Source organism: Nocardia harenae NBRC 108248 (assembly GCF_001612885.1).
In the GTDB taxonomy this organism is placed as follows: Bacteria; Actinomycetota; Actinomycetes; order Mycobacteriales; family Mycobacteriaceae; genus Nocardia; species Nocardia harenae.
Map to the genome: position 1 here is coordinate 60238 of NZ_BDBH01000005.1, position 24356 is coordinate 84593.

15 protein-coding genes are annotated in these 24356 nt (G+C 72.7%); 10 read left to right on the plus strand and 5 right to left on the minus strand.

Annotated elements, in window-relative coordinates:
- Positions 1–4: 4 nt before the first annotated feature.
- Complete coding sequence (locus NH2_RS11840; protein WP_067652697.1) at positions 5–820, minus strand: carbon-nitrogen hydrolase family protein; 816 nt, start codon at positions 818–820, stop codon at positions 5–7.
- A 60-nt stretch (positions 821–880) separates the two neighbouring features.
- Between NH2_RS11840 and NH2_RS11845 the strand changes: the two genes are divergently transcribed.
- Together NH2_RS11845 and NH2_RS11850 are read left to right on the plus strand one after the other, a co-directional pair.
- Positions 881–2791 carry a DEAD/DEAH box helicase gene (locus tag NH2_RS11845; protein WP_084505471.1) on the plus strand — a complete coding sequence of 637 codons (1911 nt, stop codon included), beginning with the start codon at positions 881–883 and terminating at the stop codon, positions 2789–2791.
- Positions 2792–2876: 85 nt separating this feature from the next.
- Entirely contained in the window at positions 2877–6041 is a 3165-nt protein-coding gene (locus tag NH2_RS11850; protein WP_067652700.1) for an AAA domain-containing protein, read from the plus strand.
- Between the two features lie 117 nt (positions 6042–6158).
- Here NH2_RS11850 and NH2_RS11855 read toward each other — a convergent pair whose 3' ends face one another.
- Together NH2_RS11855 and NH2_RS11860 are read right to left on the minus strand one after the other, a co-directional pair.
- Complete coding sequence (locus NH2_RS11855; RefSeq protein WP_245650533.1) at positions 6159–7361, minus strand: alanine racemase; 1203 nt, start codon at positions 7359–7361, stop codon at positions 6159–6161.
- 47 nt (positions 7362–7408) lie between these two features.
- Positions 7409–7888, minus strand: coding sequence for a TetR family transcriptional regulator (locus NH2_RS11860; RefSeq protein WP_084505472.1), 480 nt, complete (start codon positions 7886–7888; stop codon positions 7409–7411).
- 394 nt (positions 7889–8282) lie between these two features.
- On the opposite strand from NH2_RS11860, the gene NH2_RS11865 reads away from it, so the two are divergent.
- Positions 8283–9035 carry a tyrosine-protein phosphatase gene (locus NH2_RS11865; RefSeq protein WP_067652704.1) on the plus strand — a complete coding sequence of 251 codons (753 nt, stop codon included), beginning with the start codon at positions 8283–8285 and terminating at the stop codon, positions 9033–9035.
- 24 nt (positions 9036–9059) lie between these two features.
- Here the strand turns inward: NH2_RS11865 and NH2_RS11870 are convergent, their stop codons facing one another.
- Together NH2_RS11870 and NH2_RS11875 are read right to left on the minus strand one after the other, a co-directional pair.
- Complete coding sequence (locus NH2_RS11870; RefSeq protein ID WP_067652706.1) at positions 9060–10301, minus strand: class I adenylate-forming enzyme family protein; 1242 nt, start codon at positions 10299–10301, stop codon at positions 9060–9062.
- 91 nt (positions 10302–10392) lie between these two features.
- On the minus strand, positions 10393–11187 hold the full coding sequence (locus tag NH2_RS11875; protein WP_067652708.1) for an enoyl-CoA hydratase/isomerase family protein: 795 nt from the start codon (positions 11185–11187) through the stop codon (positions 10393–10395).
- A 53-nt stretch (positions 11188–11240) separates the two neighbouring features.
- On the opposite strand from NH2_RS11875, the gene NH2_RS11880 reads away from it, so the two are divergent.
- The 7 genes from NH2_RS11880 to NH2_RS28085 all read left to right on the plus strand — a co-directional run bounded on the left by NH2_RS11880 (position 11241) and on the right by NH2_RS28085 (position 24348).
- Complete coding sequence (locus tag NH2_RS11880) at positions 11241–12269, plus strand: glutathione S-transferase family protein (RefSeq protein ID WP_067652710.1); 1029 nt, start codon at positions 11241–11243, stop codon at positions 12267–12269.
- A 104-nt stretch (positions 12270–12373) separates the two neighbouring features.
- The gene (locus NH2_RS11885) at positions 12374–13159 is read left to right on the plus strand and encodes a hypothetical protein (RefSeq protein ID WP_245650563.1); all 786 of its coding nucleotides are present in this window, start codon (positions 12374–12376) and stop codon (positions 13157–13159) included.
- Entirely contained in the window at positions 13156–14247 is a 1092-nt protein-coding gene (locus NH2_RS11890) for an ATP-binding cassette domain-containing protein (RefSeq protein WP_084505473.1), read from the plus strand. The genes NH2_RS11885 and NH2_RS11890 overlap by 4 nt, the downstream gene beginning before the upstream one ends.
- Positions 14244–15026 carry an ABC transporter permease gene (locus NH2_RS11895; protein ID WP_067652712.1) on the plus strand — a complete coding sequence of 261 codons (783 nt, stop codon included), beginning with the start codon at positions 14244–14246 and terminating at the stop codon, positions 15024–15026. Before NH2_RS11890 ends, NH2_RS11895 begins: the two co-directional genes overlap by 4 nt.
- 181 nt (positions 15027–15207) lie before the next feature.
- A complete protein-coding gene (locus tag NH2_RS11900; RefSeq protein ID WP_245650534.1) occupies positions 15208–18966 on the plus strand; it encodes an ABC transporter ATP-binding protein in 3759 nt (1252 codons plus the stop codon).
- A gap of 129 nt (positions 18967–19095) precedes the next feature.
- Positions 19096–23010 carry a multifunctional oxoglutarate decarboxylase/oxoglutarate dehydrogenase thiamine pyrophosphate-binding subunit/dihydrolipoyllysine-residue succinyltransferase subunit gene (locus tag NH2_RS11905; RefSeq protein ID WP_084505475.1) on the plus strand — a complete coding sequence of 1305 codons (3915 nt, stop codon included), beginning with the start codon at positions 19096–19098 and terminating at the stop codon, positions 23008–23010.
- A gap of 237 nt (positions 23011–23247) precedes the next feature.
- Entirely contained in the window at positions 23248–24348 is a 1101-nt protein-coding gene (locus NH2_RS28085) for a helix-turn-helix domain-containing protein (RefSeq protein ID WP_084505476.1), read from the plus strand.
- Positions 24349–24356 lie beyond the last annotated feature (8 nt).

Genomic DNA, 24356 nt, shown 5'->3' on the forward strand with positions numbered 1-24356 from the left:
GACGCTACTCCGGAACGCGCTCCACCACGGCGAATCGGCGCAGCTCCAGGCTCGGATTCGCGCGCCGCACCGAGTCGATCAGCTCGGCGTCGACGGCGGCGGTGAGCACGCCGGGCTCGGCACCGAGCTCGGCCAGCACCGCCCCCGCCGGGTCGATGATCATCGAGGCGCCTGCGCCGCGCGGCGCGGCCTGGTCGGCGGCGGCGACGTAGACGGTGTTCTCGATGGCCCGCGCGCGCAGCAGCGTCGTCCACTGGTCGACCTTGCCCGGCCCCGGAATCCACTGCGCGGGCAGCAGCAGCACCCGCGCACCGGCGGCGGCCACCCGCCGCGCGCCCTCGGGGAAGCGCAGGTCGAAGCAGGTCTGCAGCCCGAAGACGGTGTCGCCCACGGTGAAGACCGGCGGCTCGGTGATCGCGCCGGGCCGCACCACATCGGACTCGCGGTGGCCGAAGGCGTCGTAGAGGTGCACCTTGCGGTAGGTGGCGACGAGTTCGCCGTCGGGCGCGAGCACGACGAGGGTGTTGTGAATGCGCTCCGGCTCGTCCGGTACCTCCTCGACCACCCCGGCCACCAGGTGCACCCCGAACTCCTTCGCGAGCCCGCCGAGCCCGGTGACGAAGGGCCCGCCGAGCGGCTCGCGCACCGCGACCACCCGCTCGTCCAGCCTGGTCACCGCGTACATGGCGTACTCGGGGGCGAGCACCACCTCGGCGCCGCGCGCGGCGGCTTCGGCGACCGGCTCGCGCAGCGCGCGGAGGTTGGCGGCCGGATCGGTGGATGGCGCGAACTGGACGACCGCGACGATCGGTGACGACATGTCACCACGGTATGGCCCGGCTGCGGGTGAGACCACCGCCACGCAGTAAACTGCTGGTCAATGAGCATCAATGAGGTCGATACCGTTCCCGGCGACAACGGGGACCCCCGCGAAGGCGAGGGTTCGACCGGCGATTTCGCGACCGGCGGCCCGGTCACCGCGGCGACGCACGGTTCCACGAGCAGCACCGAAGGCGGCCCCACCGCCGCGACCGGCGGCGATTCCCCCGCGGAGCCGGCCGCCGACGCACCGCCCACCTTCGCCGAGCTCGGCATCGACGCCCGGATCCTGCGCGCCATCGCCGACGTCGGCTACGAGTCGCCGTCGCCGATCCAGGCCGCCACCATCCCGCCGCTGCTGGACGGCGCCGACGTGGTCGGCCTCGCGCAGACCGGCACCGGCAAGACCGCCGCCTTCGCCATCCCGATCCTGATGGGGCTCGACCCCGCCGACCGGCAGCCGCGCGCGCTGGTCCTCGCGCCGACCCGCGAGCTGGCGATCCAGGTCGCCGAGGCGTTCGGCCGCTACGCCACGCACATGCCCGGCCTGCACGTGCTTCCCATCTACGGCGGGCAGAGCTACGGCGTGCAGCTCTCCGGGCTGCGCCGCGGCGCCCAGGTGGTGGTCGGCACCCCCGGCCGCGTCATCGACCACCTGGAGAAGGGCACGCTCGACCTCTCCGGGCTGCGCTACCTGGTGCTCGACGAGGCCGACGAGATGCTCAAGATGGGCTTCCAGGAGGACGTCGAGCGCATCCTCGCCGATACCCCGGACGAGAAGCAGGTCGCGCTCTTCTCCGCGACCATGCCCGGCGCCATCCGCAAGATCTCCAAGCAGTACCTGCACAACCCGGTCGAGATCACGGTCAAGGCCAAGACCTCGACCGCTACCAACATCACCCAGCGCTGGGTGCAGGTGTCGCACCAGCGCAAGCTGGACGCGCTGACCCGGATTCTCGAGGTCGAGGCGTTCGAGGCGATGATCATCTTCGTGCGCACCAAGCAGGCCACCGAGGAGCTCGCGGAGAAGCTGCGCGCCCGCGGCTTCTCCGCCGCCGCGATCAACGGCGATATCGCGCAGAACCAGCGCGAGCGCACCATCGGGCAGCTCAAGTCGGGCGCGCTCGACATCCTGGTCGCCACCGACGTCGCCGCCCGCGGCCTGGACGTCGACCGCATCTCGCACGTGGTGAACTACGACATTCCCCACGACACCGAGTCCTACGTGCACCGGATCGGCCGCACCGGGCGGGCCGGGCGCTCCGGCGAGGCGCTGCTCTTCGTGGCGCCGCGGGAGCGGCACCTGCTCAAGTCGATCGAGCGCGCCACCAGGCACCCGCTCACCGAGATGCAGCTGCCGAGCGTGGACGACGTGAACGCGCAGCGGGTCAGCAAGTTCGGCGACGCCATCACCGACAACCTCTCCTCGGAGAACCTGGCGCTCTTCCGCACCCTGATCGAGGAGTACGAGCGCGAGCACAACACGCCGCTCATCGATATCGCGGCGGCGCTCGCGGTCGGCTCGCACGACGGCAAGAACTTCTTCATGGAGCCGGAGCCCGAGCCGGTGGAGCGGCCGCGCCGGGAGCGCCCGGAGCGGCACAACTTCGACGACGAGGGCGGCGGCCGCAGCCACCACCGCAGCACCGGGGCCGAGCTCGCCACCTACCGGATCAGCGTCGGCAAGCGGCACCGGGTCGTGCCCGGCGCGATCGTCGGGGCCATCGCCAACGAGGGCGGGCTGCGCCGCAGCGACTTCGGGCACATCAGCATCCGGCCGGACCACAGCCTGGTCGAGCTGCCCGCGCACCTGCCCGCCGAGACGCTGGAGGCGCTGCGCCGCACCAGGATCAGCGGCGTGCTGATCCAGCTGCAGCTGGATCAGGGGTCGCCGCAGCACCGCTCGATGCCGCGCGGGCCGCGCCGGGAGGGGCCACGGCGCGCACCGGAGCGGCGCAAACCGCGGTCCTGATCCACCGTTTCGCGCGGCGAGCACCGTAGTGTTGCCGTCGATTCGCCGACACCGGTGAGCCCGCGACGAGACAGGAGGGCCGCGTTTGCTCGTCATCGGTGACGTGGTAGTCGCCGCACCGGCCGACCTGATCGCTGCCGCGCGCTGCGAATTCGCGGTGCTGCGCGCCCTGGACGCCGAGATCGCCTCGCCGCGTGCGGATTCCGCGGCCGAGCGGGATCGGCTGCTGGCCGGGAACGAGCGCACGATCGCCGCGCTGCGCCGCGGGGCGACCGAGATCACCGATGCCGTGCTCTTCGACGGCCGCACCGCCGCCTCCGCGCCGCGGCTGCTGCGCGCGGATCACCGGGTGCGCTACACCCCGGCCACCGCCGACGCCACCGACCCGGTGCGCGCCGCGCTGGAGCTGGCGGCCTGCGCCGACCTGCTGAGCGCCGCGGGCGCACTGCCCGCGCCGGTGCTGCGGATCGGCGGCAGCGACTTCCCGCTCGACTCCGCGCTCCCGGTCCACCTGGCGCGGCGGGAGCGGTTCGAGCACATCGTGGCCGAGCAGGCCGCCGAGCTGCTCCCCGTGCAGTGGGGCGACCCGCGCTACCTGGCCTGCGGACGCTGCGCCGCCTGCCGGGCGGCGGCACGCACCGCGCGCGACGTCGGGCTGGTGGCTGGGATCGATCCAGGCACCGCGGCGCTGCTGCGCGGGTCGGGGATCGGCACCGTCGACCGGCTGGCCAGCTCCACCGCCGAGCTGCCCGGGCTGCCGGTGCGCACCGCGACCGCGCTGCGCAGGCAGGCGCGGGTGCAGGTGCGCGCGGACGCCGCCGGGCACCCGGTCGCCGACACCGCGGGGGCCGACGCGCTGGCCGCGCTGCCGCCGAGCGCGCCGGGCGATATCGGGATCGCGGTCGGACCCGGCCCCGCGCTGCTGGTGGCGGGGCCGGAGCTCGCGCTGCGAATCCCGTTCGGCGCGAACGGTCTACGCCCCGTGCTGGAGCGGCTGCGGGCCGGAATCCCCGGCGCGCACCTCTACCACCACGGCGCCGAGGTGCGGGCGCTGCTGCACGCGCACCAGACCGGCCCCGGCGACGAGGAGCTGCTGGAGGAGCTCTTCGCCGCCGAGGCCGTCGTGGACCTGGCTCCCATCGTGCGCTCCACCCTGGTCCTCGCGGGCCAACCGGAACCGGCCCCCGAGCCGGTGCTGCCCGGCGTCAGGGCGCCCGTCTACCGGGTCGCCCAGGTGGCCGCGGCCCTGGATCACCTGGTCCCCCCGGACGCCGCCGAGGCGTCCCCCGCCGACATCCGACCCCCCGCCGAGCCCGCGCTCGGCGCGCAGACCGACGCCCACCGCGTGCTGCGCATCCGCGCCGCGCTACGCACCCTCGCGGATCGCTACGGCATCCCGCCCCGCCCCCCGCTCCCCCGCGCCGTGGTATCGGAGGGCCCCTCTTCCCTGGAGGCGGCGCTGGCCGAGTTCGCCCGCGCCCGCGCCGACGCCGCGCACCCGGCGGCGCTGCTCGCCGACGCGCTCGGCTACCACCGCAGGCAGCGCGGCCCGCGCTGGGACGCGCACCGCGCGCGCCGCGCCGACCCGGTGGCGGACTGGGCCGACGAGCCGGGCGTCCTGGTCGCCGAGTGGGGCACCGTCGACACCAAGTGGCACCGCCCGCCGCACGGCACCGGGCTACGCCGCTACCTCACCCTCACCGGCCGCTTCGGCACCGGCGCGGGCAGCCACCTCGGCTCCACCGTCCCGGCGCCGGGCACCCCCGTGCACGCCTACTACGACCAGCCCGACCCCGCCGCCCCCGGCCTGCGCACGGTCACCGCCGCGGTGGTGCTCGGCTGCTCCCCCGACACCGAGTTCGCCGACACCGTCCGGCTGGAGGAGGTGCTCCCCGACGGCAGGGAGCCCTCCGACGCCCTCCCCATCGCGCTGGCCCCGCGCCCGCCGTACCCGGACCCCGCCGTCGACCGCGCCCTGGAGGAGCTCGCAGACGCCGTCCTGGTCACCCTGCCCGACATGCCCCCGGGCGCCCCCTTCGACCTGCTCGCCCGCCGCCCGCCCCGGCTGCGCCGCGGCCGCCCCGGCCTGCCCCCGGTGCACGGCGACCACGCCGCCGCCATCACCGAGGCGGTGCGCGCGCTCGACGATTCGGTGCTCGCGGTGCAGGCGCCCGCGGGCACCGGCAAGGTCACCACCATCGCCAGGGTGGTGGCCCGGCTGCTCACCGGGGACCGGCTGCGCATCGGCATCACCGCACCCGACGGCCACGGCACCGTCGAGCAGCTGCTCGACGCCGTCGTGCGCGCCGGGGTGCTGCCCGAGCTGGTGGCCAAGAAGGACGTGATCTCGGTGGCCCCGGAGTGGGCGGTGATCGACGGCCCCCGCTACCCGCGCTTCCTCGGCACCGCGGTGAACGGCTGCGTCGTCGGCGGGCTGCCCGCCGACTTCGCCGACCCGGCGCAGGTGCCGCGCGGCGCGCTCGACCTGCTCATCGTGGCCGACGCGGGCCGCTGCGCCCCGGCCGACGCGCTCGCCGCCGCGGTCAGCGCCCGCTCGCTGCTGCTGCTCGGCGACCTGGAGCACGCCGGGCCGCCGGGTTCAGCGCTCGAGCTGCGGATCGGCCCGCACCGCACCGTCCCCGCCGCCACCGGCTACCTGCTGGACCGCACCTGGCGGCTGCACCCCGCCGTCTGCGGCCCGCTCTCCGCGCTCTGGTACGACGGGCGGCTCGGCGCCGCCGAGACCGTCACCGGCGGCCGCGCGCTCGACGTGGTGCCGCCCGGCATCGAGACCGTGCTCATCCCGCACCGCGGCCACAGCACCGTCTGCGAACCCGAGGCGCGCGAGGTGGTGCGCCGGGTCCGCACCCTGCTCACCGGCACCTGGACCAGCGGCGGCAGTGCCCGCAGGCTGCACCCGCACGACATCTTCGTGGTGGCGCCCTACGGCCCGCAGGTGGCGCTGATCCGCACCCTGCTGGAGCGCGCGCGGATCGACGACGTGCTGGTCGGCACCCCGGAGCGGTTCCGCGGCCGGGAGGCGGCGGTGGTGCTGGTCTCGGCCACCGTCTCGGCCCCGGTTGACGCCCCCGGCGCGGTGCGCGCGCTGGTGGCCGCCCGGCTGCTGCGCGGCGCGCTCGGCCGCGCACTGTGGCACGCCACCATCATCCGCTCGCCGCTGCTCACCGAGTTCCTGCCCGCCGACCCGGCCGAATTGGCCGAGCTCTCGGCGCTCCTGCGACTGCGCTGATTACGCGGAGAACGGGCGTCGCCATAATTCCGGCTGGAAATTTGTGACCATTACCAACGGTGACAGATAAAGAGACCGAACGGTACGCGCACAGAATTCACCGCGACCGAACCGAATTCAGCCGAAACACTTTCCCTCGCCGCGATAGGTCGGCACCTCGGTACGGCCGCCGTCGGCGTCGACCAGGAAGAGCCGGTCGAACCGCTCGCACAGCTCGCCCGCCTTGGCGTGCCGGAACCAGACCCGGTCGCCGAGCCGCAGCCCGCGCGCCCCGGCCAGCGGGGTCTGCACCTCACCCGCGCCCTCCGCCCCGAGCAGCCGCAGCCGCCCGGGCCAGACCGGTTTCGGCACCCGGGCCGCCCCGGCCGGGCCGGAGGCGATGTAGCCGCCCGCGAAGACCGTCGCGATCGACGGCGCCGGCCTGCGCAGCACCGGCAGCGCGAAGTAGAGCGCCGGGCGCGGGGTGAACGAGCGGTAGTTGTCGAAGAGCGTCGGCACATACAGCCCGGACCCGGCGGTGACCTCGGTGACCGCCGCGCTCCCCGCGCTGACCTCGACCGAGCCGGTGCCGCCCGCGTTCACGATCTCCAGCTCGCCGACGACCGCGCGCACCGCGTCCACGACCCGTGCCCGCCTGCCGCCGATCTCCGCGGCCGAGGCCCGCTTCACCAGCCGTACCGCGGGGTTCGCATCCGGCAGCCCGGCGATCTGCGCCTCGTAGGTCATCACCCCGGCCACCGCGAACCCCGCGCGCTTCGCGGCGTAAGCCAGCTCCGCCGCCTGCTCGGGGGTGCGCAGCGGCGAGCGGCGCACGCCGAGGTGCAGCGGCCCGATCCGCAGCGAGGCATCGACATCCAGGCAGACCCGCAGCCCCGCCCGGCCGCCGGTGGCATCGGCGATCAGCTCCAGGTGCGCCGGGTCGTCGATCATGAGGGTGATCGCGGCGCGCGCGGCCTCGGCGGCGGCGAGCTCGGCCAGCGCGGCGCGCTCCACCGTCGGGTAGCCGAGCAGCACATCCTCCGCACCCGCCCGGACCAGCCACAATGCCTCGCGCAGCGAGTAGGCCATGATGCCGCGGAAGCCACCGGCGGCGGTGAGCCCGGTGCCGAGCACCTCCTCCAGCACGGCGCGGCAGCGGACCGATTTGCTCGCCACCCGGATGGGGGTGCCGCCCGCGCGACGCACCAGATCGGCGGCGTTGGCGTGCAGCCGGCTCAGGTCGAGCGCGGCCAGCGGGGGGTCGAGATCGGCCGTCGCGGCATGCAGGCGGGCGATCGGCGGGGTCGCGGCCGCGGGCCGCGCGAGGTCGATGGCGGGCACCCGATAACTAGACCACCCATTTGGTCACACGTCCAGCACAGCGCCGATCAGTTCTCCACCGCGCGCGCGGCCAGGCTGCTCACCAGGTCGTCCAGCACGACGAGCATGGTCTCGTCGTCGCAGTCGGCGAGCCAGCGCAGCACGGTGCCGTGCAGCACCGAGACGGCATACGCGGCGACCGCGTCCACCGGCTCCAGCCACTGCATGCCGGAGCGCTCCGCGCACAGCTCGAGGAAGGCGACCATCTGCCGGTCCATCTCGGCGAAGAGCCCGGCCGCGCCACCGACGGGCACGCAGCCGACGCCGTTCTCCCAGCGCAGCCGCAGCGACTGCAGGGTGCTCTCGTAGGCCCGGACGTGTTCGACCGGCGAACCCTTGACCATCGGCCAGTACACGCTGATCCCGGCGTGCAGCAGCACCCGGAGACCACGGACGCCGCCGTGATCGAGCGAGGCGACCGCCTGCTCGACCGCTTCGGAGATCGGCGGCCGAAGCCGGGTCTTCACCATCTCTCCCCGTACGCTCAACAACGACTCCCTCGACAGAACTGGAGCACCGGAAACCGAGCGCTCATCCCCGAAATTGCGAGACTCCCGGTCCATCATCCGGCAATGGTAGGTGCTTTCAGGGTTTGAGCCCAGCTCCAACCGGTTATTCCAGACTAAAAGAATGTTTTGTTATCCAACCGGAATGCCATCGCAATCGACCATGCTCGCCGCCATAACCACGGATAGCATGCGCCCTGCCATCGGCAACCGACGGCAGACGTGGGCAGATCACTCGTACCGCCACGTCGATGGTCCACTCTACGGGCGAATCCGGACCGCCCTGTCCGGATGTGCGCGATGCCACACGCTACATCGATTCGTTGCAGGACGCGCACCCGGTCACGACCGGTGCCGAACCGTTAGCCTGAGCAACGTGACCGTCTCGCCCTCCGCTGACCACCTGCGGCTCTCCGGCACCTTCAACTTCCGCGACGTGGGCGGGCTCCGCACCGCCGGGGGCGGCGCCGTCCGCTCCGGCGTGCTGCTGCGCTCCGCCGCGCTCACCAACCTCGATGCCGCGGGGCACGCGCTGCTCCGGGAACTCGACGTCACCGCGGTGCACGATCTGCGCGGTCTCCGTGAGATCGATCACCTCGGCGCCGACAGCCTCCCGGGCGGTGTCCGCCTCGTCGTCACCCCCTTCGACTCCAGGATGGGCGAGGCGCCGCCGCACGAAGCGCGACAGTCCGATACCGCCCGCGCGCACATGCTCGGGGTCTACCGCCTCTTCCCGGCCTTGCCGGAGGCGAACCTGGCCATCACCGAGCTGGCCCGCTCGATCGCGAACGGCACCGGGGCCACCCTGGTGCACTGCGCCGCGGGCAAGGACCGCACCGGCTGGGCGGTGGCCACGCTGCTGCGCGCGGTCGGCGTCGCCGAGGACGAGGTGGTCGCCGACTACCTGCGCAGCAACGACGCGGTGCCCGCGCTGCGCGCGATGATCGCGGGCGCGGGGGCCGAGCGGGGCGCCGAGGTCTCCGCCGACCTGCTCGGCGTGCGCCCGGAGTACCTGGCCGTCGCCACCGATGCGGTGCGCGAGTTGCACGGCGACCCGGAGCGGTACTACGCCGCGCTCGGCCTCACCGACGAGCTGCGCGACACCCTGCGCGCCCGCCTGCTCGACTGACCGCCGCCGCGCGGGCCGGTGCGCTCAGCGCACGACGCCGCGCCGGACCAGCCCGTCCGCCTCGATGGTGACCAGGTCGCCGGTGTGGAACCAGGTCCCGGTGAAGCGGGCGGCGGTGGCCGCCGGGTCGTTCCAGTAGCGCCGGGTGACATTGGGCCCGCGGCACAGCAGCTCGCCGTGGCCCGCGTCCGCGCGCGGCCCCCAGAGCGCCAGCTCGGTGCCGCCGAACGGGAAGCCGAGCACGCCGCCCGCCTCCGGGAAGGCCGTATCCGCCGTGTCCTCCGCCGAGAGCCCGATGCCGCTGGTCTCGGTGGCCCCCCAGACCGACCACTGCCGCGCCGCCGGGAAGGCCGCCCGCAGTGCCTCGGCGAGCACGCCGGGCGCGGCGGCCCGATCCGCCCGGTGCCCGGCCTTGCTGATCCGGGCGACGTGCTCGCGCGCCCCGCCCGCGGTGAGCGCGGGCAGCAGCTCGGTGAAGATGCGCGGGGTCCCGGAGACCATGTCCACGTGCTCGGTCTCGATCGCCTCGGCCAGCCGCCCCCGATCCGGCGCGAGCACCACCGTCCCGCCCACCGCGAAGGTGGGCAGCACCTGGTCCACGCAGCCGCTCGCGTGCGCCAGCGGCGGCAGCACCAGGTTGCGCAGCCCGTCGGTGGGCAGGTCGAGCGCGGCGACCATCGAGCGAATGGCGGAGAGCAGGTTCTCGTTGGTCAGCTCGACCCCGCGCGGGGCGGGCGCGCCACTGGTGTAGCAGAGCAGGGCGAGGTCGCCGAGCGCCGCGCCGTCGTCGATGAAGGCGGCGCCGTCCGGCATCCCGGAATCGGCGGAGTTCCTGACGCCGCCGGTGCCGAGCACGAAATCCGCGCTGCTGTCGGCGATCATCCGCGCCGCCGCCGCGGCGGGCAGCGCCGCGTCCACCAGCACCGGCACCGCGCCGCTGAGCAGCGCGCCGAGGAAGGCCTGCACCCAGCGCGCACCGCCGGGCAGGTGCACCGCCACCCGGTCGCCGTAGCCGATGCCGTGCTCCTGCAGCCCGCCCGCGATCCGGGAGGCGGAGTGCCACAGCTCCCGGTAGCTGAGCCGCGGCCCGCCGATCTCCACCACGGCCTCGCGGGCGGAGAAGGCGTGCGTCTGCAGGTCGAGCAGCTCGGTGAGCGCCGGTGTCAGGTTGCCGTACCGGAGCACGCCGTCGGCGCCGCGCGCCAACGGGTTGTCGCAGACGCGCGGCCCCGGCTGCGGGAATTCGACGATGAGCTGCTGCGACATGGGTCCTCCAGCGCCGCTACCGACCAAGCACCCTCGACTATATGACCCACATCACAATTCCGTGGCGATAGCCGGAGAACGGGTCCACCGATCACGCTCCGGTGTAGGTGGCCTTCCCCGGCCCCTGCGCCAGGAAGCTGCGCACCGCACCGCGCAGATCCGCGGTCGCGAAGAGCGCGCCGGAGACCTCGGGCGTCACCGCGTCCGCGTGCGCCACCCCGCCGGAGCGCCAGGCGCCGATGATCTCCTTGGTCGCGGCGTGCGCCCTGGTCGGGCCGTCGGCCAGCCGGGTGACGAGCGCCTGCGCCGCCGCCTCGACGTCGTCGTGCACCGCGTTCACCACGCCCCACTCGGCCAAGGTCGCGGCGTCGTAGAGATCGGCGGTCATGACGAACTCGCGGGCCCGGCCCGATCCGGCGCGTTCGGCCAGCCGCTGCGGCCCGCCCATCGACGGGGTCAGCCCGACCACCGTCTCCACCAGCCCGAATCTGGCCTTCGGCGCGGCCAGGATGATGTCGCAGGCCAGCGCGATCTCGAAGGCCGCGGTCAGGGTCAGACCGTGCGCGGCGAAGACCACCGGGCAGGGCAGCGCCTCCAGCGGCGCGATGATGGTCTCGAAGAGCGAACGCCAGAGCTGGGCGCCCTGCTCTGCGGTCAGCCCGTCGAAGACGTGCACGTCGACCCCGCCGGAGACCACCTTGCCCTCGGCGCGCAGCAGCACCGCGCGCGGCGGGCGGGCGGTGAGCTCCGCGATATTCGCCACCAGCGCGTCGAAGAGTGGCTGGTCGAAGAGGTTCAGCGGCGGGTTCGCCAGGGTCAGGGTCGCGATCTCGGCGCCGCCGTCGGTGCTGTGCCGTTCCAGGCGTGTCGGTTCGGTTCCGCTCATGTCGGGAGAGCGTAGGCGGTCGGTTCCTGGTCGGGCGTGCCAGACTGGGGCGCGTGACCACGTCGGCAGAGGATCGGTCCGGTTCGCAGGGCAGTTACGTGGAGCCCGGCGAGTTCCAACGGGACACCAACTACATCACCACCAGGATCACCGCGGACGGCCGCGACGGCTACCCGGCCGAGGCGGGCCGCTACCGCCTGATCGCCGCGCGGGCCTGCCCGTGGGCCAACCGCACGCTCATCGTGCGCAGGCTGCTCGGCCTGGATGACGCGCTCTCGCTCGGACTCTGCGGCCCCACCCACGACAAGCTGAGCTGGACCTTCGATCTCGACCCCGGCGGCGTCGACCCGGTGCTCGGCATCCCCCGGCTGCGCGACGCCTACCTGGCCCGCTTCCCGGACTACCCGCGCGGCATCACCGTGCCCGCCGTGGTGGAGATCGCCACCGGCCAGGTGGTGACCAACGACTACCCGCAGATCACCCTGGATTTCTCCACCGAGTGGACCGAGTTCCACCGGGAGGGCGCGCCCGACCTGTACCCCGCGCGCCTGCGGGACGAGATCGACGAGGTCGCGCAGCGGAACTTCACCGAGGTCAACAATGGCGTGTACCGCTGCGGCTTCGCCGGCGACCAGGGCGCGTACGAGCGCGCCTACGCCCGGCTGTTCACCCGGCTGGACGAACTCACCGAGCGGCTCGCCGGCCAGCGCTACCTGGTCGGCGACACCATCACCGAGGCCGACGTCCGGCTCTTCACCACGCTGGTCCGCTTCGACCCCGTCTACCACGGCCATTTCAAGTGCAACCGGAGCAAGCTGAGCGAGCTGCCGGTGCTCTGGGCCTACGCCCGCGACCTCTTCCAGACCCCCGGATTCGGCGACACCATCGACTTCGGCCAGATCAAGACGCACTACTACGCGGTGCACCGGGACATCAACCCCACCGGAGTGGTCCCGGTCGGCCCCGACCTGGCGAATTGGCACACGCCGCACGGCCGCGAGCAGCTCGGCGGGCGTCCGTTCGGCGACGGCACGCCGCCGCCACCGCCGCGCGCGGGCGAAGAGGTTCCGGCCTTCTCCTGAGCGCGGAACTCGGCGAGCTGGGTACTTCGTTGTCGAGGGGAGCTGTGTCGGCACCGTGCCCTACAGTTCCAACCAGCCGAGCGGGACAGGAGGAGACGCCCGTGATGTTCAAGGACGCCTTCGAGAAGACGGTGGTACAGCTGCTCGACACCGGTTCGCGGCTACAGGGCCCCGCGGTGGCCAAGTACGTGAGCCGGCTGCGGCGCGCCCACCCGGACGAGACCCCCGCGCAGATCATCCAGCGGCTGGAGAACCAGTACCTGATGGCCGTCACCGGCAGCGGCGGCGCGGTCGGGGCAACGGCCGCGGTGCCCGGCGTCGGCACCATGGCCGCGCTGGCCGCGGTGAGCGCGGAGACCACCTTCTTCATGGAGGCCTCCGCGCTCTACACGCTGGCGGTGGCCTCGGTGCACGGCATCACCCCGGAGGCGCAGGAGCAGCGCCGCGCGCTGGTGCTGGCGGTGGTGCTCGGCGAGAGCGGCATGGACATCGTGCAGAAATCCATCGGCCACTCCGCCAAGAACTGGGGCACCGCCTTCGCCAAGCAGATCCCCGGGCTGAACGCCATGAACGACTCGCTGCTCAAGCGCTTCATCCTGCGCTTCATCACCAAGCGCGCCGCGCTCATGGCGGGCAAGGTGGTGCCGGCGGGCATCGGCGCGGTGATCGGCGGGCTCGGCAACCGCGCGCTCGGCAAGACCACGATCGAGAACTCGCGCAAGGCATTCGGCCCCGCACCGACGCACTGGCGGGACGCCCCGCTGGTGATCGACGCCGATCCGCTGCCCGCCATCGACGCAGGCAAGGGCAAGCGCAAGTCGCCGCCGTCCAGGGCCGCCGGCCACCACCCGGAGCCCACCCGCAAGCCGCAGCCGCCGACGGCGCGATGACCGGAGCCATCGACGCCGGCCCCGCCGCGGCGGGAGCGGGCGGCACCATCGCGCAGGGCGCGGTCACCCGCCGCACCGGGCCGGGCGGCGGGGACGCGCCCGCCCTCGCGGTGCGCGGGCTCGCCGTCCGCTACGGCGCGGCCACCGCATTGGAGAACATCGAGTTCGCGGTGCCCGCCGGCACCGTGACCGCGGTGGCCGGGCCGCCGGGGTCGGGCAAGTCGGCGCTGGCCCGCGTGCTGCTCGGGCTGCGCAAACCGACGCACGGCACCGTCCAGGCGTTCGGCGCGGCGCCGCGCACCCCGCACACCGTGAACGGTGTGCTCGTCCCGCGCGGGCTGCCCGCCAAGCGCCGGGTCCGCGACCACCTGCTCGCCTTCGCCGCCGCGGCCGATGTGCCGGACGGGCGCGCCGACGAGGTCGCCGCGCTGGCCGGGCTCGGCGACGAAACCCGCACCAGGATCGAGGTACTCGGCATCGGCGAGCAGACCAGGCTCGCCATCGCCACCGCGCTGCTCCCCGACCCGCGGGTGCTGATCCTGGACGACCCGGTGGACGGGCTCGACCCGGCCGAGCGCGGCTGGCTCGCCGACCTGCTGCGCCGCCATGCCGAGCGCGGCGGCGCCGCGGTGGTCACCGGCCGCAGCCTGGCCGCGCTGCTGCCCGCCGCCGACGCCCTGCTGCTGCTGGCCGGCGGCGCCGCCGTCTACCAGGGCACCCCCGCCAAGCTGCGGCGCGGCTACCCGGACCGGCTGATCGTGGATGCCGCCACCCCCATCGCGCTCGCCACCCACCTGGCCGCGCGCGGCTACACCGACGCGGTGATCCGGCCGGACGGCAGGCTCGCGGTGGCCGAGGCCACCGAGGGGATCATCCGGGAGGCCGCCGCGGCCGCCCGGGTGCGGATCGCCGCCGTCGTCCCCGACCCCATCCACCCGGACCGGGTGCTGGCCGCGCTCACCGACCGGGCCGCCGCCGCACCGCGCACGCCGGGCGGCATCTCCGGCGTGCTCTCGCCCTTCGCCGCCCACGCCGCGGTCGGCGCCGGGCGCGTGGAACCGCCCGCGCCGTACGGTGTTTCCCGATGATCGATTACCTGCCGACCGAACTGCTGCCCGCGCTGCGCGCCGAGCTCCGCAAGATCCTCGGCTTTCCCGGCATCGCCGTGGCCGCCGCCGTCGTGGCAGGCGCCGCGCTGATCTCGACCGTCGCCGCCGCGCTCACCGCGGGGCCGCTCGACCCCACCGGCGAGCCGGCCACCGGCGCCGCCTCGATCGGGCTGTACCCGGCCTTCGCGGTGGCCGCACTGGCAGGCGCGGTGCTCGGCGTCTTCGTCACGGCGGGCGAGTACTGGAACGGCGGCATGCCGACCACCGTGCTCTTCACCCCGAACCGGGACCGGCTGGCCGCCGCCAAGCTGGCGCTGCCCGCGGCCGCCGGGCTGGCCGCCGCCGTGGTCACCGCGCTGATCGGGCTCGGCGTGCTGGTCGGGCTCGGCCGCGGCAAGGTCGAGTTCGGGTGGAGCCTGGCCGCGGTCTTCGGCGGCGGGCTCTTCTCCGCGGTGTGCTGGGCGGTGCTCGGCGCCGGGCTCGGGCTGGCGCTGCGCAGCGTGGCCGCCGCGTTCGCGCTGCTGTTCGGCTGGCTGGTGCTGGTGGAGCCGCTGATCTGGCTGGTGGCGAAGGCCGCCGATGTGCAGGGCGTGGTCGCGCTGCTGCCCGGCTCCGCCACCGTCTCGGTCGTCGCGGTCGGCGCCTTCCCGGAGAGCGGCTTCCTCGCCCCGACGCCCGCCGCCTACGTGGTGCTGCTGCTCTGGGCCGCCGCGCTCGGCGGTTTCGGCTGGTGGACGCTGCGCGAGGCCGAGCTCTAGGGTTCGCCCCGCGCGGCACGGCCCGCTTCTCCCCCGGCACCCGGGGAATTCGGATGTCGGTGCCGATCGTTACCGTCGGTGAAGTACCCGCGCACCGAGGAGGCGGCCCACGAATACCCCGAAGACCGAGCCCGGCTGGATCCGCCGGCTCTGGACCCGATCCCTCGAGCATCGCCCCACCGTGGCGGGCATCGTCGCCACCGTGCTGATCGGCGCGCTGGTCGAGATCGCGGCGCCGCTACTCACCAAGCGCGCGGTGGATGCCGCCGGAGTCGGCGACACCGGGGTGATCGGCACCGTGGCGCTGCTGCTCGCCGCGCTGGCCGCCGGGCGCTTCGCCGCCGCCTTCGGCCGCAGGTTGCTCGCGGGGCGGCTCTCGCTCGACGTCCAGCACGGCCTCCGGCTCGACCTGCTCGGCTCGCTGCAGCGCCTCGACGGCGCCGGGCAGGATGCCATCCGCACCGGTCAGGTGGTGTCCCGGTCGATCACCGACCTGCAGCTGGTGCAGGGGCTGCTGGCCATGGTCCCGCTCTCCGGCATGGCGCTGGTGCAGTTCGTGCTCGCCGCCGTCGTCATGTTCTGGCTGGCCCCGCCGCTGGCGCTGATCGCGCTGCTGGTGGTCCCGGCCATCGCGATCGTCGTCTACCGGCTGCGGCCCCGGCTCTACGCCGCCACCTGGTCGGCGCAGCAGCGCGCCGCCGAGCTGGCCCAGCACGTGGAGGAGACGGTCACCGGCGTCCGGGTGGTGAAGGGGTTCGGGCAGGAGGCCAGGATGGTCGACCTGCTGGAGCGTCACGGCCGCTCGCTCTTCGCCGAGCGCATGCGCGCCGCCCGGCTGAACTCCCGGTTCGCGCCGACCGTCGCCGCCATCCCGCAGGCCGGGCTGGTCGCGGTGATCGGCTTCGGCGGGCTGCTCGCGCTGCACGGCAGCATCGGCATCGGTACCTTCCTCGCCTTCGCCGCCTACGTCGCCACCATGACCTCCACCGCCCGCACCATGACCTCGGTGGTGATCATGGCCCAGCTCACCAGGGCCGCCGCCGAGCGGGTGAACCAGGTGATCGACACCGCGCCCACGCTCACCGACCCGCCGGCCCCCGCCACCCTGCCGGACGGCCCGCTCGGCGTGGAGATCGACGACCTCTCCTTCGGCTTCGGCCCGGACCGGCCGGTGCTGCGCCACCTCGACCTCACCGTCCGCCCCGGGGAGACGGTCGCCATCATCGGCCCGGCCGGCTCCGGGAAGACCACGCTCTCGCTGCTGCTGCCGCGCTTCTTCGCGCCGGAGTCGGGGCGGATCCGGCTCACCGCGCCCGGTGCCGAGCCGATCGATATCGCCGAGCTGCGCGCCGCCGACCTGCGCAGCGCGGTCGGCGTCGTCTTCGACGACCCCTTCCTGTTCTCCGACACCATCGCGGCCAATATCGCGCTCGGCCGCCCCGGCGCCACCGACGCCGAGATCAGGCACGCGGCCCGGCTGGCCGCCGCCGACGAGTTCATCGCCGAGCTGCCGGATGGCTACGACACCGTGGTCGGCGAGCGCGGGCTCACGCTCTCCGGCGGGCAGCGGCAGCGCGTCGCGCTGGCCCGCGCGCTGCTGGCCCGGCCGCGCGTGCTCGTCCTCGACGACGCCACCTCCGCCGTCGATGCCCTCACCGAGGCCGCCATCTTCGCCGCGCTGCCGGACCGCGGCGGCCGCACCACCATCGTGCTCGCGCACCGGGAATCCACGCTGGCGCACGCCGACCGGGTGATCCGCCTCCCCGGCCCCGAGCGCGGGCTCCAGGAGGCCGAGCCGCCGGACCAGATTCCTTCGCAGGTCACCGTAGGCGCGGGGATCGAAAGCCCGCCTGCCGATCGCGGGTTGGGCCTCGTCGGCGCCGCCGCCGGCGCGAGCATTCCCCCACCGGATCCCGGTAGCCGGCCGGGCACCGGCGGCGCGAGTGCCGCCGCGACCGGTCGCCCCGGACCCGGCTTCGCCGGCGCGGCGGCCGGTCTCGGCGAGACCCCCGAGCTGCGCCGCGCGCTGGACCGGCTGCCGCCCGCCACCGAGCAGCCCGGCGCAGGCGGGGCGCGACTGCGCGCCCCCGACCCCGGCTTCCGGCTGACCCGCCTGCTGCGCCCGGTGCGCGCCCTCGTCCTCACCGTCATGGCGCTGCTCACGCTGGACGCGGTGCTCGGCATCGCCTTCCCGCCGCTGGTCCGCTACGCCCTCGACAGCGGCGTCGGCCGCGGCGACACCGGCGCGCTGCAACTCGCCGCGCTCATCGGCGTCGCCCTCGTCGCCGCGGGCTGGCTGGTCGCCGCGGCCACGACGGTGCTCACCGCGCGCACCGGCGAGCGGGTTCTCTTCGGCCTGCGCGTGCGCAGCTACGCCCACCTGCAGCGGCTCGGGCTGGACTACTACGAGCGCGAGCTCTCCGGCCGGATCATGACCAGAATGACCACCGACGTGGACGCGCTCTCCACCTTCCTGCAGACCGGGGTCGCCACCACGCTGGTCGGCGGCCTCACCCTGGTGGGCATCGCGGCCGCGCTCATCGTCATCGACCCGGTGCTCGCCGCGGTCGTCCTGGCGACGCTGCCGCCGCTGATCCTCGCCACCGTGGTCTTCCGCCGCTTCTCCTCGACCGCCTACGCCGTCTCCCGCGAGCGGGTCTCCACCGTCAACGCCGACTTCCAGGAGAACGTGAGCGGGCTGCGCGCGGTGCAGGCCAACCGGCACGAGCCGCGCGCGGCCAGGCGCTTCGCCGAGTACTCGCGCGGCTACCGGGACAGCAGGCTGCGCGCGCAGACCGCCATCGCGCTCTACTTCGCCTTCGTGGTGGCCTGGGCCGATCTGGCGCTGGCCGCGGTGATCTACGTCGGGGCGCGCGAGGTGGCGGCGGGCACCGTCACCGCGGGCACGCTGGTCGCCTTCGTGCTCTACCTGCAGCTGCTCTTCGGCCCGGTCACCCAGCTCTCCCAGGTCTTCGACGGGTACCAGCAGGCGCGGGTCGGGCTGCGCCGGATCGGCGAGCTGCTGCGCACGCCCTCCTCGCTCGCCGCCGACCCGGCCGACGCAGTGCCGATCGAGGGCGGGCTGCGCGGCGCGGTCGCGCTGAGTGACGTGCGATTCCGCTACCCCGGCACCGACCGCTTCGCGCTGGACGGGGTCGAGCTGGCGATCCCGGCCGGTTCCACCCTCGCCCTGGTCGGCCCGACCGGCGCGGGCAAGTCGACGGTGGTCAAACTGCTGGCCCGGCTCTACGACCTGCCCCGCGCGGATTCGACGGGCCCCGCCGACGGGAGTGCCGAGAAGATCGCCCTGCCGCCACGACGAGCGGGCGGCGCGGTGCGCGTGGACGGAATCGATATCCGCGACTACCGGCTGGCCGAGTACCGCGCCCGCCTCGGCATCGTGCCGCAGGAGGCTCACCTCTTCGCCGGCGACGTGGCGAGCAACATTGCATTCGGGAAACCATCGGCCACCGACGCGGAGATAGCCGACGCCGCGGCGGCGGTCGGCGCCGCCGACATGATCGCGGCGCTGCCGCACGGCATGCGCCAGCCCGTCGGCGAGCGCGGCCGCGGCCTCTCCGCCGGGCAGCGCCAGCTCATCGCGCTCGCCCGCGCCGAGCTGGTCCGCCCCGACCTGCTGCTGCTGGACGAGGCGACCTCGACGCTCGACCCGGCTGCCGAGGCATCGGTGCTGGCAGCGGCCTCTTCGCTGGCCCGCGGCCGGACCACGGTGGTGGTCGCGCACCGGCTCGCGACCGCCGCGCGGGCCGATCTGATCGCCGTGGTGGAATCCGGACGTATCACTCAGCTCGGTCCGCACGATGCCCTTGTAGGGGCCGAGGGGCCCTACGCCCGCCTCTGGGCTGCCGCTCAGGGGACCGGGGGAATATTCTCGATGGAGGACGAGTCGTCGACAACGAGGGCCGGGGCTGACCGGTAGTCGGTGAATCCACCGATTTGCTGCGGGGCCTATCCTCGAACAGGGCGCGCCGGCGCGTATCCGCCGGTCCCCCGCCGGGCACGTCACAAACGTCGCAGCGCGAAGAACGAAATGAGGCGAACACCTGCTGTGAGCAGTTCAACTTCCCAGTTCGGACAGAACCAGTGGCTAGTCGACGAGATGTATCAGAAGTTCAAACAGGACCCATCATCGGTCGACGAGAGCTGGCACGAGTTCCTGGCGGACTACACCCCGGAAGTCAGCGCCGATTCCGAGCAGGCCGGCCCGGCCGCGAGCTCCGCCGGTTCCGCCTCGACCGGTAACGGAGCCGCGCGCGCCGGCGCCAACGGTTCGGCCGCCAAGGCTGCCCAGCCCAAGCCCGAGCCCGCGAAGGCTCAGCCCGCCGCCAAGACCGAGCCCGCCAAGGCTCAGCCCGCCGCCAAGACCGAGCCCGCCAAGGCTCAGCCCGCCGCCAAGACCGAATCCGCCAAGGCTCAGCCCGCCGCGAAGACCGAGCCCGCCAAGGCCCCCGCCGCGAAGACCAAGGCCGCGGCCGAGCCGGCCGCGAAGGCGCAGCCCGCCCAGCAGGCGCGCACCCCCAAGACCACCCCCGCCCCGACCTCCAACGCGGCCCCCACCTCGGGCAAACCCAAGCAGGAGAGCGCGGAGGACCAGTCCAAGGTACTGCGCGGCGCGGCCGCCGCGGTCGCCAAGAACATGTCGGCCTCGCTGGCCATCCCGACCGCCACCAGCGTGCGGGCCATCCCGGCCAAGCTGATGATCGACAACCGCCTGGTCATCAACAACCACCTCGCCCGCACCAGGGGCGGCAAGATCTCCTTCACCCACCTGCTCGGCTACGCCATCGTGCAGGCGGTCAAGAAGTTCCCGAACATGAACCGGCACTTCGCCGAGGTGGACGGCAAGCCGAACGCGGTCACCCCCGCGCACACCAACCTCGGCCTCGCCATCGACCTGCCCGGCAAGGACGGCAGCCGCTCGCTCGTCGTCGCCGCCATCAAGGGCACCGAGGAGTTCTCCTTCGGCCAGTTCCACACCGCCTACGAGGACATCGTGCGGCGCGCGCGGGACGGCAAGCTCACCGCCGAGGACTTCTCCGGCGTCACCATCTCGCTCACCAACCCCGGCACCATCGGCACCGTGCACTCGGTGCCGCGCCTGATGAACGGCCAGGGCGCCATCATCGGCGCGGGCGCCATGGAGTACCCGGCCGAGTTCCAGGGCATGGCCGACGAGCGCATCGCCGACCTCGGCGTCGGCAAGCTCATGACGCTGACCTCGACCTACGACCACCGCATCATCCAGGGCGCGGAGTCCGGCGATTTCCTGCGCACCATCCACCAGCTGCTGATCTCGGACGAGTTCTACGACGAGATCTTCCACGGCCTCGGCGTGCCGTACGAGCCGATCCGCTGGCGCAAGGACGTGCGCGAGCGCGGCGTCGACAAGAGCGCCCGGGTGCTCGAGATGATCGCCGCCTACCGCAACCGCGGCCACCTGATGGCCGACACCGACCCGCTGCGGCTGGTCAAGGACAAGTTCCGCAGCCACCCGGACCTGGACGTCACCCAGCACGGGCTGACCCTGTGGGATCTGGACCGCGAGTTCAATGTCGGCGGCTTCCACGGCCAGGAGCGGATGAAGCTGCGCGACGTGCTCTCCATCCTGCGCGACGCGTACTGCCGCCACGTCGGCGTCGAGTACACCCACATCCTGGAGACCGACCAGCTGCAGTGGATCCAGGACCGGGTGGAGCAGAAGCACGCGAAACCCACGGTCGCGCAGCAGAAGTACATCCTGAACCGGCTGAACGCGGCGGAGGCCTTCGAGACCTTCCTGCAGACCAAGTACGTCGGTCAGAAGCGCTTCTCGCTGGAGGGCGCCGAGGCCGTCATCCCGATGATGGACGCCGTCATCGACCAGTGCGCCGAGCACTCGCTGGACGAGGTCATCATCGGCATGCCGCACCGCGGCAGGCTGAACGTGCTGGCCAATATCGTCGGCAAGCCCTACTCGAAGATCTTCACCGAGTTCGAGGGCAATATGAACCCGGCGGGCACGCACGGCTCCGGCGACGTCAAGTACCACCTCGGCGCGCAGGGCACCTACCTGCAGATGTTCGGCGACAACGAGATCGAGGTCTCGCTCACCGCCAACCCCTCGCACCTGGAGGCGGTCGACCCGGTGCTGGAGGGGCTCGCCAGGGCCAAGCAGGACCTGCTGGACAAGGGCGACGGCCCCGAGGGCTTCTCGGTCATGCCGCTCATGCTGCACGGCGACGCGGCCTTCGCCGGCCAGGGCGTCGTCGCGGAGACGCTGAACCTCTCCGGGCTGCGCGGCTACCGCGTCGGCGGCACCATCCACATCGTGGTGAACAACCAGATCGGCTTCACCACCGCGCCGGAGAACAGCCGCTCCACCGAGTACTCCACCGATATCGCGAAGTTCATCGGCGCGCCGATCTTCCACGTCAACGGCGACGACCCGGAGGCCTGCGACTGGGTGGCCCGGCTCGCGGTCGACTTCCGGCAGAAGTTCCGCAAGGACGTCGTCATCGACATGGTCTGCTACCGGCGCCGCGGGCACAACGAGGGCGACGACCCCTCGATGACCCAGCCGTCGATGTACGACGTCATCGACACCAAGCGCTCGGTCCGCAAGGCCTACACCGAGAGCCTGATCGGCCGCGGCGACATCTCGCTCAAGGAGGCCGAGGACGCGCTGCGCGACTACCAGGGCCAGCTGGAGCGGGTCTTCAACGAGGTCCGCGAGCTGGAGAAGTTCCCGCCGGAGCCCAGCGAGTCGGTCGAGGACGACCAGAAGGTGCCCTCCACCGTGCAGACCGCGGTGGACAAGTCGGTGCTGCAACGCATCGGCGACGCCTTCCTGAACGTCCCCGACGGCTTCAACGTGCACCCCCGCGTCAAGCCGGTGCTGGAGAAGCGCCGGGAGATGGCCTACGAGGGCAAGGTCGACTGGGCCTTCGCCGAGTTGCTCGCCTTCGGCACCCTGATCGACGAGGGCAAGGCGGTCCGGCTCACCGGCCAGGACTCCCGCCGCGGCACCTTCACCCAGCGGCACTCGGTCATCATCGACCGCAAGACCGCGGAGGAGTACACCCCGCTGCACAACATCGGCAGCGAGAACCCCGGCTGGTTCGCGGTGCACGACTCCGCGCTCAGCGAGTACGCCGCCGTCGGCTTCGAGTACGGCTACTCGCTCGGCAACCCCGAGGCGCTGGTGCTCTGGGAGGCGCAGTTCGGCGATTTCGTCAACGGCGCGCAGTCCATCATCGACGAGTTCATCTCCTCCGGCGAGGCCAAGTGGGGCCAGCTCTCCGACGTCGTGCTGCTGCTGCCGCACGGCCACGAGGGTCAGGGCCCGGACCACACCTCCGGCCGGATCGAGCGCTTCCTGCAGCTCTGCGCCGAAGGCTCGATGACGGTGGCCGTTCCGTCCACCCCGGCGAACTACTTCCACCTGCTGCGCAGGCACTCGCACGACGGCATCCGCCGCCCGCTCATCGTCTTCACCCCGAAGTCGATGCTGCGCAACAAGGCCGTGGTCTCCGACATCAAGGACTTCACCGAGTCCAAGTTCCGCTCGGTCTTCGACGAGCCCGCCTACGAGACCGGCACCGGTGACCGCTCCAAGGTCAAGCGCGTGCTGCTCACCAGCGGCAAGCTCTACTACGAGCTGGCCGCCGAGAAGGCGAAGCAGAAGCGCGAGGACGTCGCGATCGTCCGGGTCGAGCAGCTCTACCCGCTGCCCAAGTACCGGCTGAACGAGGCCCTCGACGGCTACCCCAACGCCACCGACCTGGCCTGGGTCCAGGAGGAGCCGGCCAACCAGGGCGCCTGGCCGTTCTTCGGCCTGAACCTGCCCGAGCTGCTCCCCGAGCGGCTCGGACGGCTGCGCCGCATCTCGCGGCGGGCCATGTCGGCGCCGTCGTCGGGGTCGAGCAAGGTGCATGCCGTGGAGCAGGCGGAGATCATCGAGGAGGCGTTCGCGCCGACGAAGTAGTTCTTCCTCGTGCCCCGTTTGGGACGGTGTACCGCGATACACCATCCCAAACGGTTCACGGAAGTCTCGCGATGCGCTCTCCGGCAAGCTGCCTCGTGGCGGTAGCCGGCTGCGACTGGGAGACGCTACAGCGGCGGGCAGCATCGGATCCGCACTCTGGTGGTCAGCAGCACTGTCAATCCGGTCCACCCAGCAGCCCGCTACACGCCACGTCCTACATGTGCCAAAATCGCAAACATGGACGCGAAGATGCTTGGTAAGCGAATCGCAGAAGCGCGAGTCGCTGCTGGCATGTCACAGAGGGACCTGTCCGTAGCTCTACAGCAAGCCGACCACACGACGATCAGCAAGATGGAATCCGGCATCCGGCGAGTCTCGGCGACGGAAATATTCGCGATCGCTCAGGTGCTCGGCAGACCACTGCAATGGTTCGTTATGGAGGAAGTGCCCGCAGCGATCAGCCGACGCACCGATGATGGTTTCGACCCCGAACTCGGCGTCCTTCTGGATGATGCGATCGAGCTGCTCGCGGATGACGCACGTTCGCTCCTCCGCAAGGGACTGATTGTCGCGCACCCTCGACCAGCGGCAGCCGTCCCGACCACTTACGCCGATGCGGAACGCGTCGCCGAGGTGGCTCGCGAGCGCGCTGGACTGCAAAACGAGCCTATCGCCGACATCCTGGCCGTATGCGAGAAACTCGGCATGCACGTATATGTCGGCAACTATGGAGAGTCCGCGGACGGTACCTGCGTGACGGTTGACAGCACGGATGAGACCGCGACAGCCGTCGCGGTGATAAACGCGGAGCGCCCTTCGGGACGCAAACGGGTCACTGTGGCTCACGAACTCGCACACTGGCTGGTCGGAGACGCGTATGACGCACACAGCGCCGACTCCGAGACCATGGTCAAGGCGGTAGCAATTCACTTCCTGATCCCTCGCGCGGGTGCGACGGCGCTGTGGAACGATTATGCACGCGACAGTCCTCGCCGCCGGGCCACCAGAATCGCGGGTACCTACCGCGTTTCATGGACAGCGACCGTAAATCAGCTGAAGAATATTGGACTGATCAGCGAGCACGAGAGACTCACAATGGCGCGGGTTAAACCTCTTGTCAGCGAGTTCATAGCCGCAGGAGTTTCTCTGATCCCGGATGATCTAATGGCCCCTCGGTTATCCCCCCAACTAGCCGCCGCGATCGTCCGCGGTTACGAGGGGGCGAAACTGACCCGCAAACGGGCACTGATGATGCTGCGAGGATCCATCGGCGATGCGCAGCTCCGCCAACGAGACGACGCACCGTTCGAAGTCATCCAGGGAGATGCTGGTGCCTGATCCGTGGG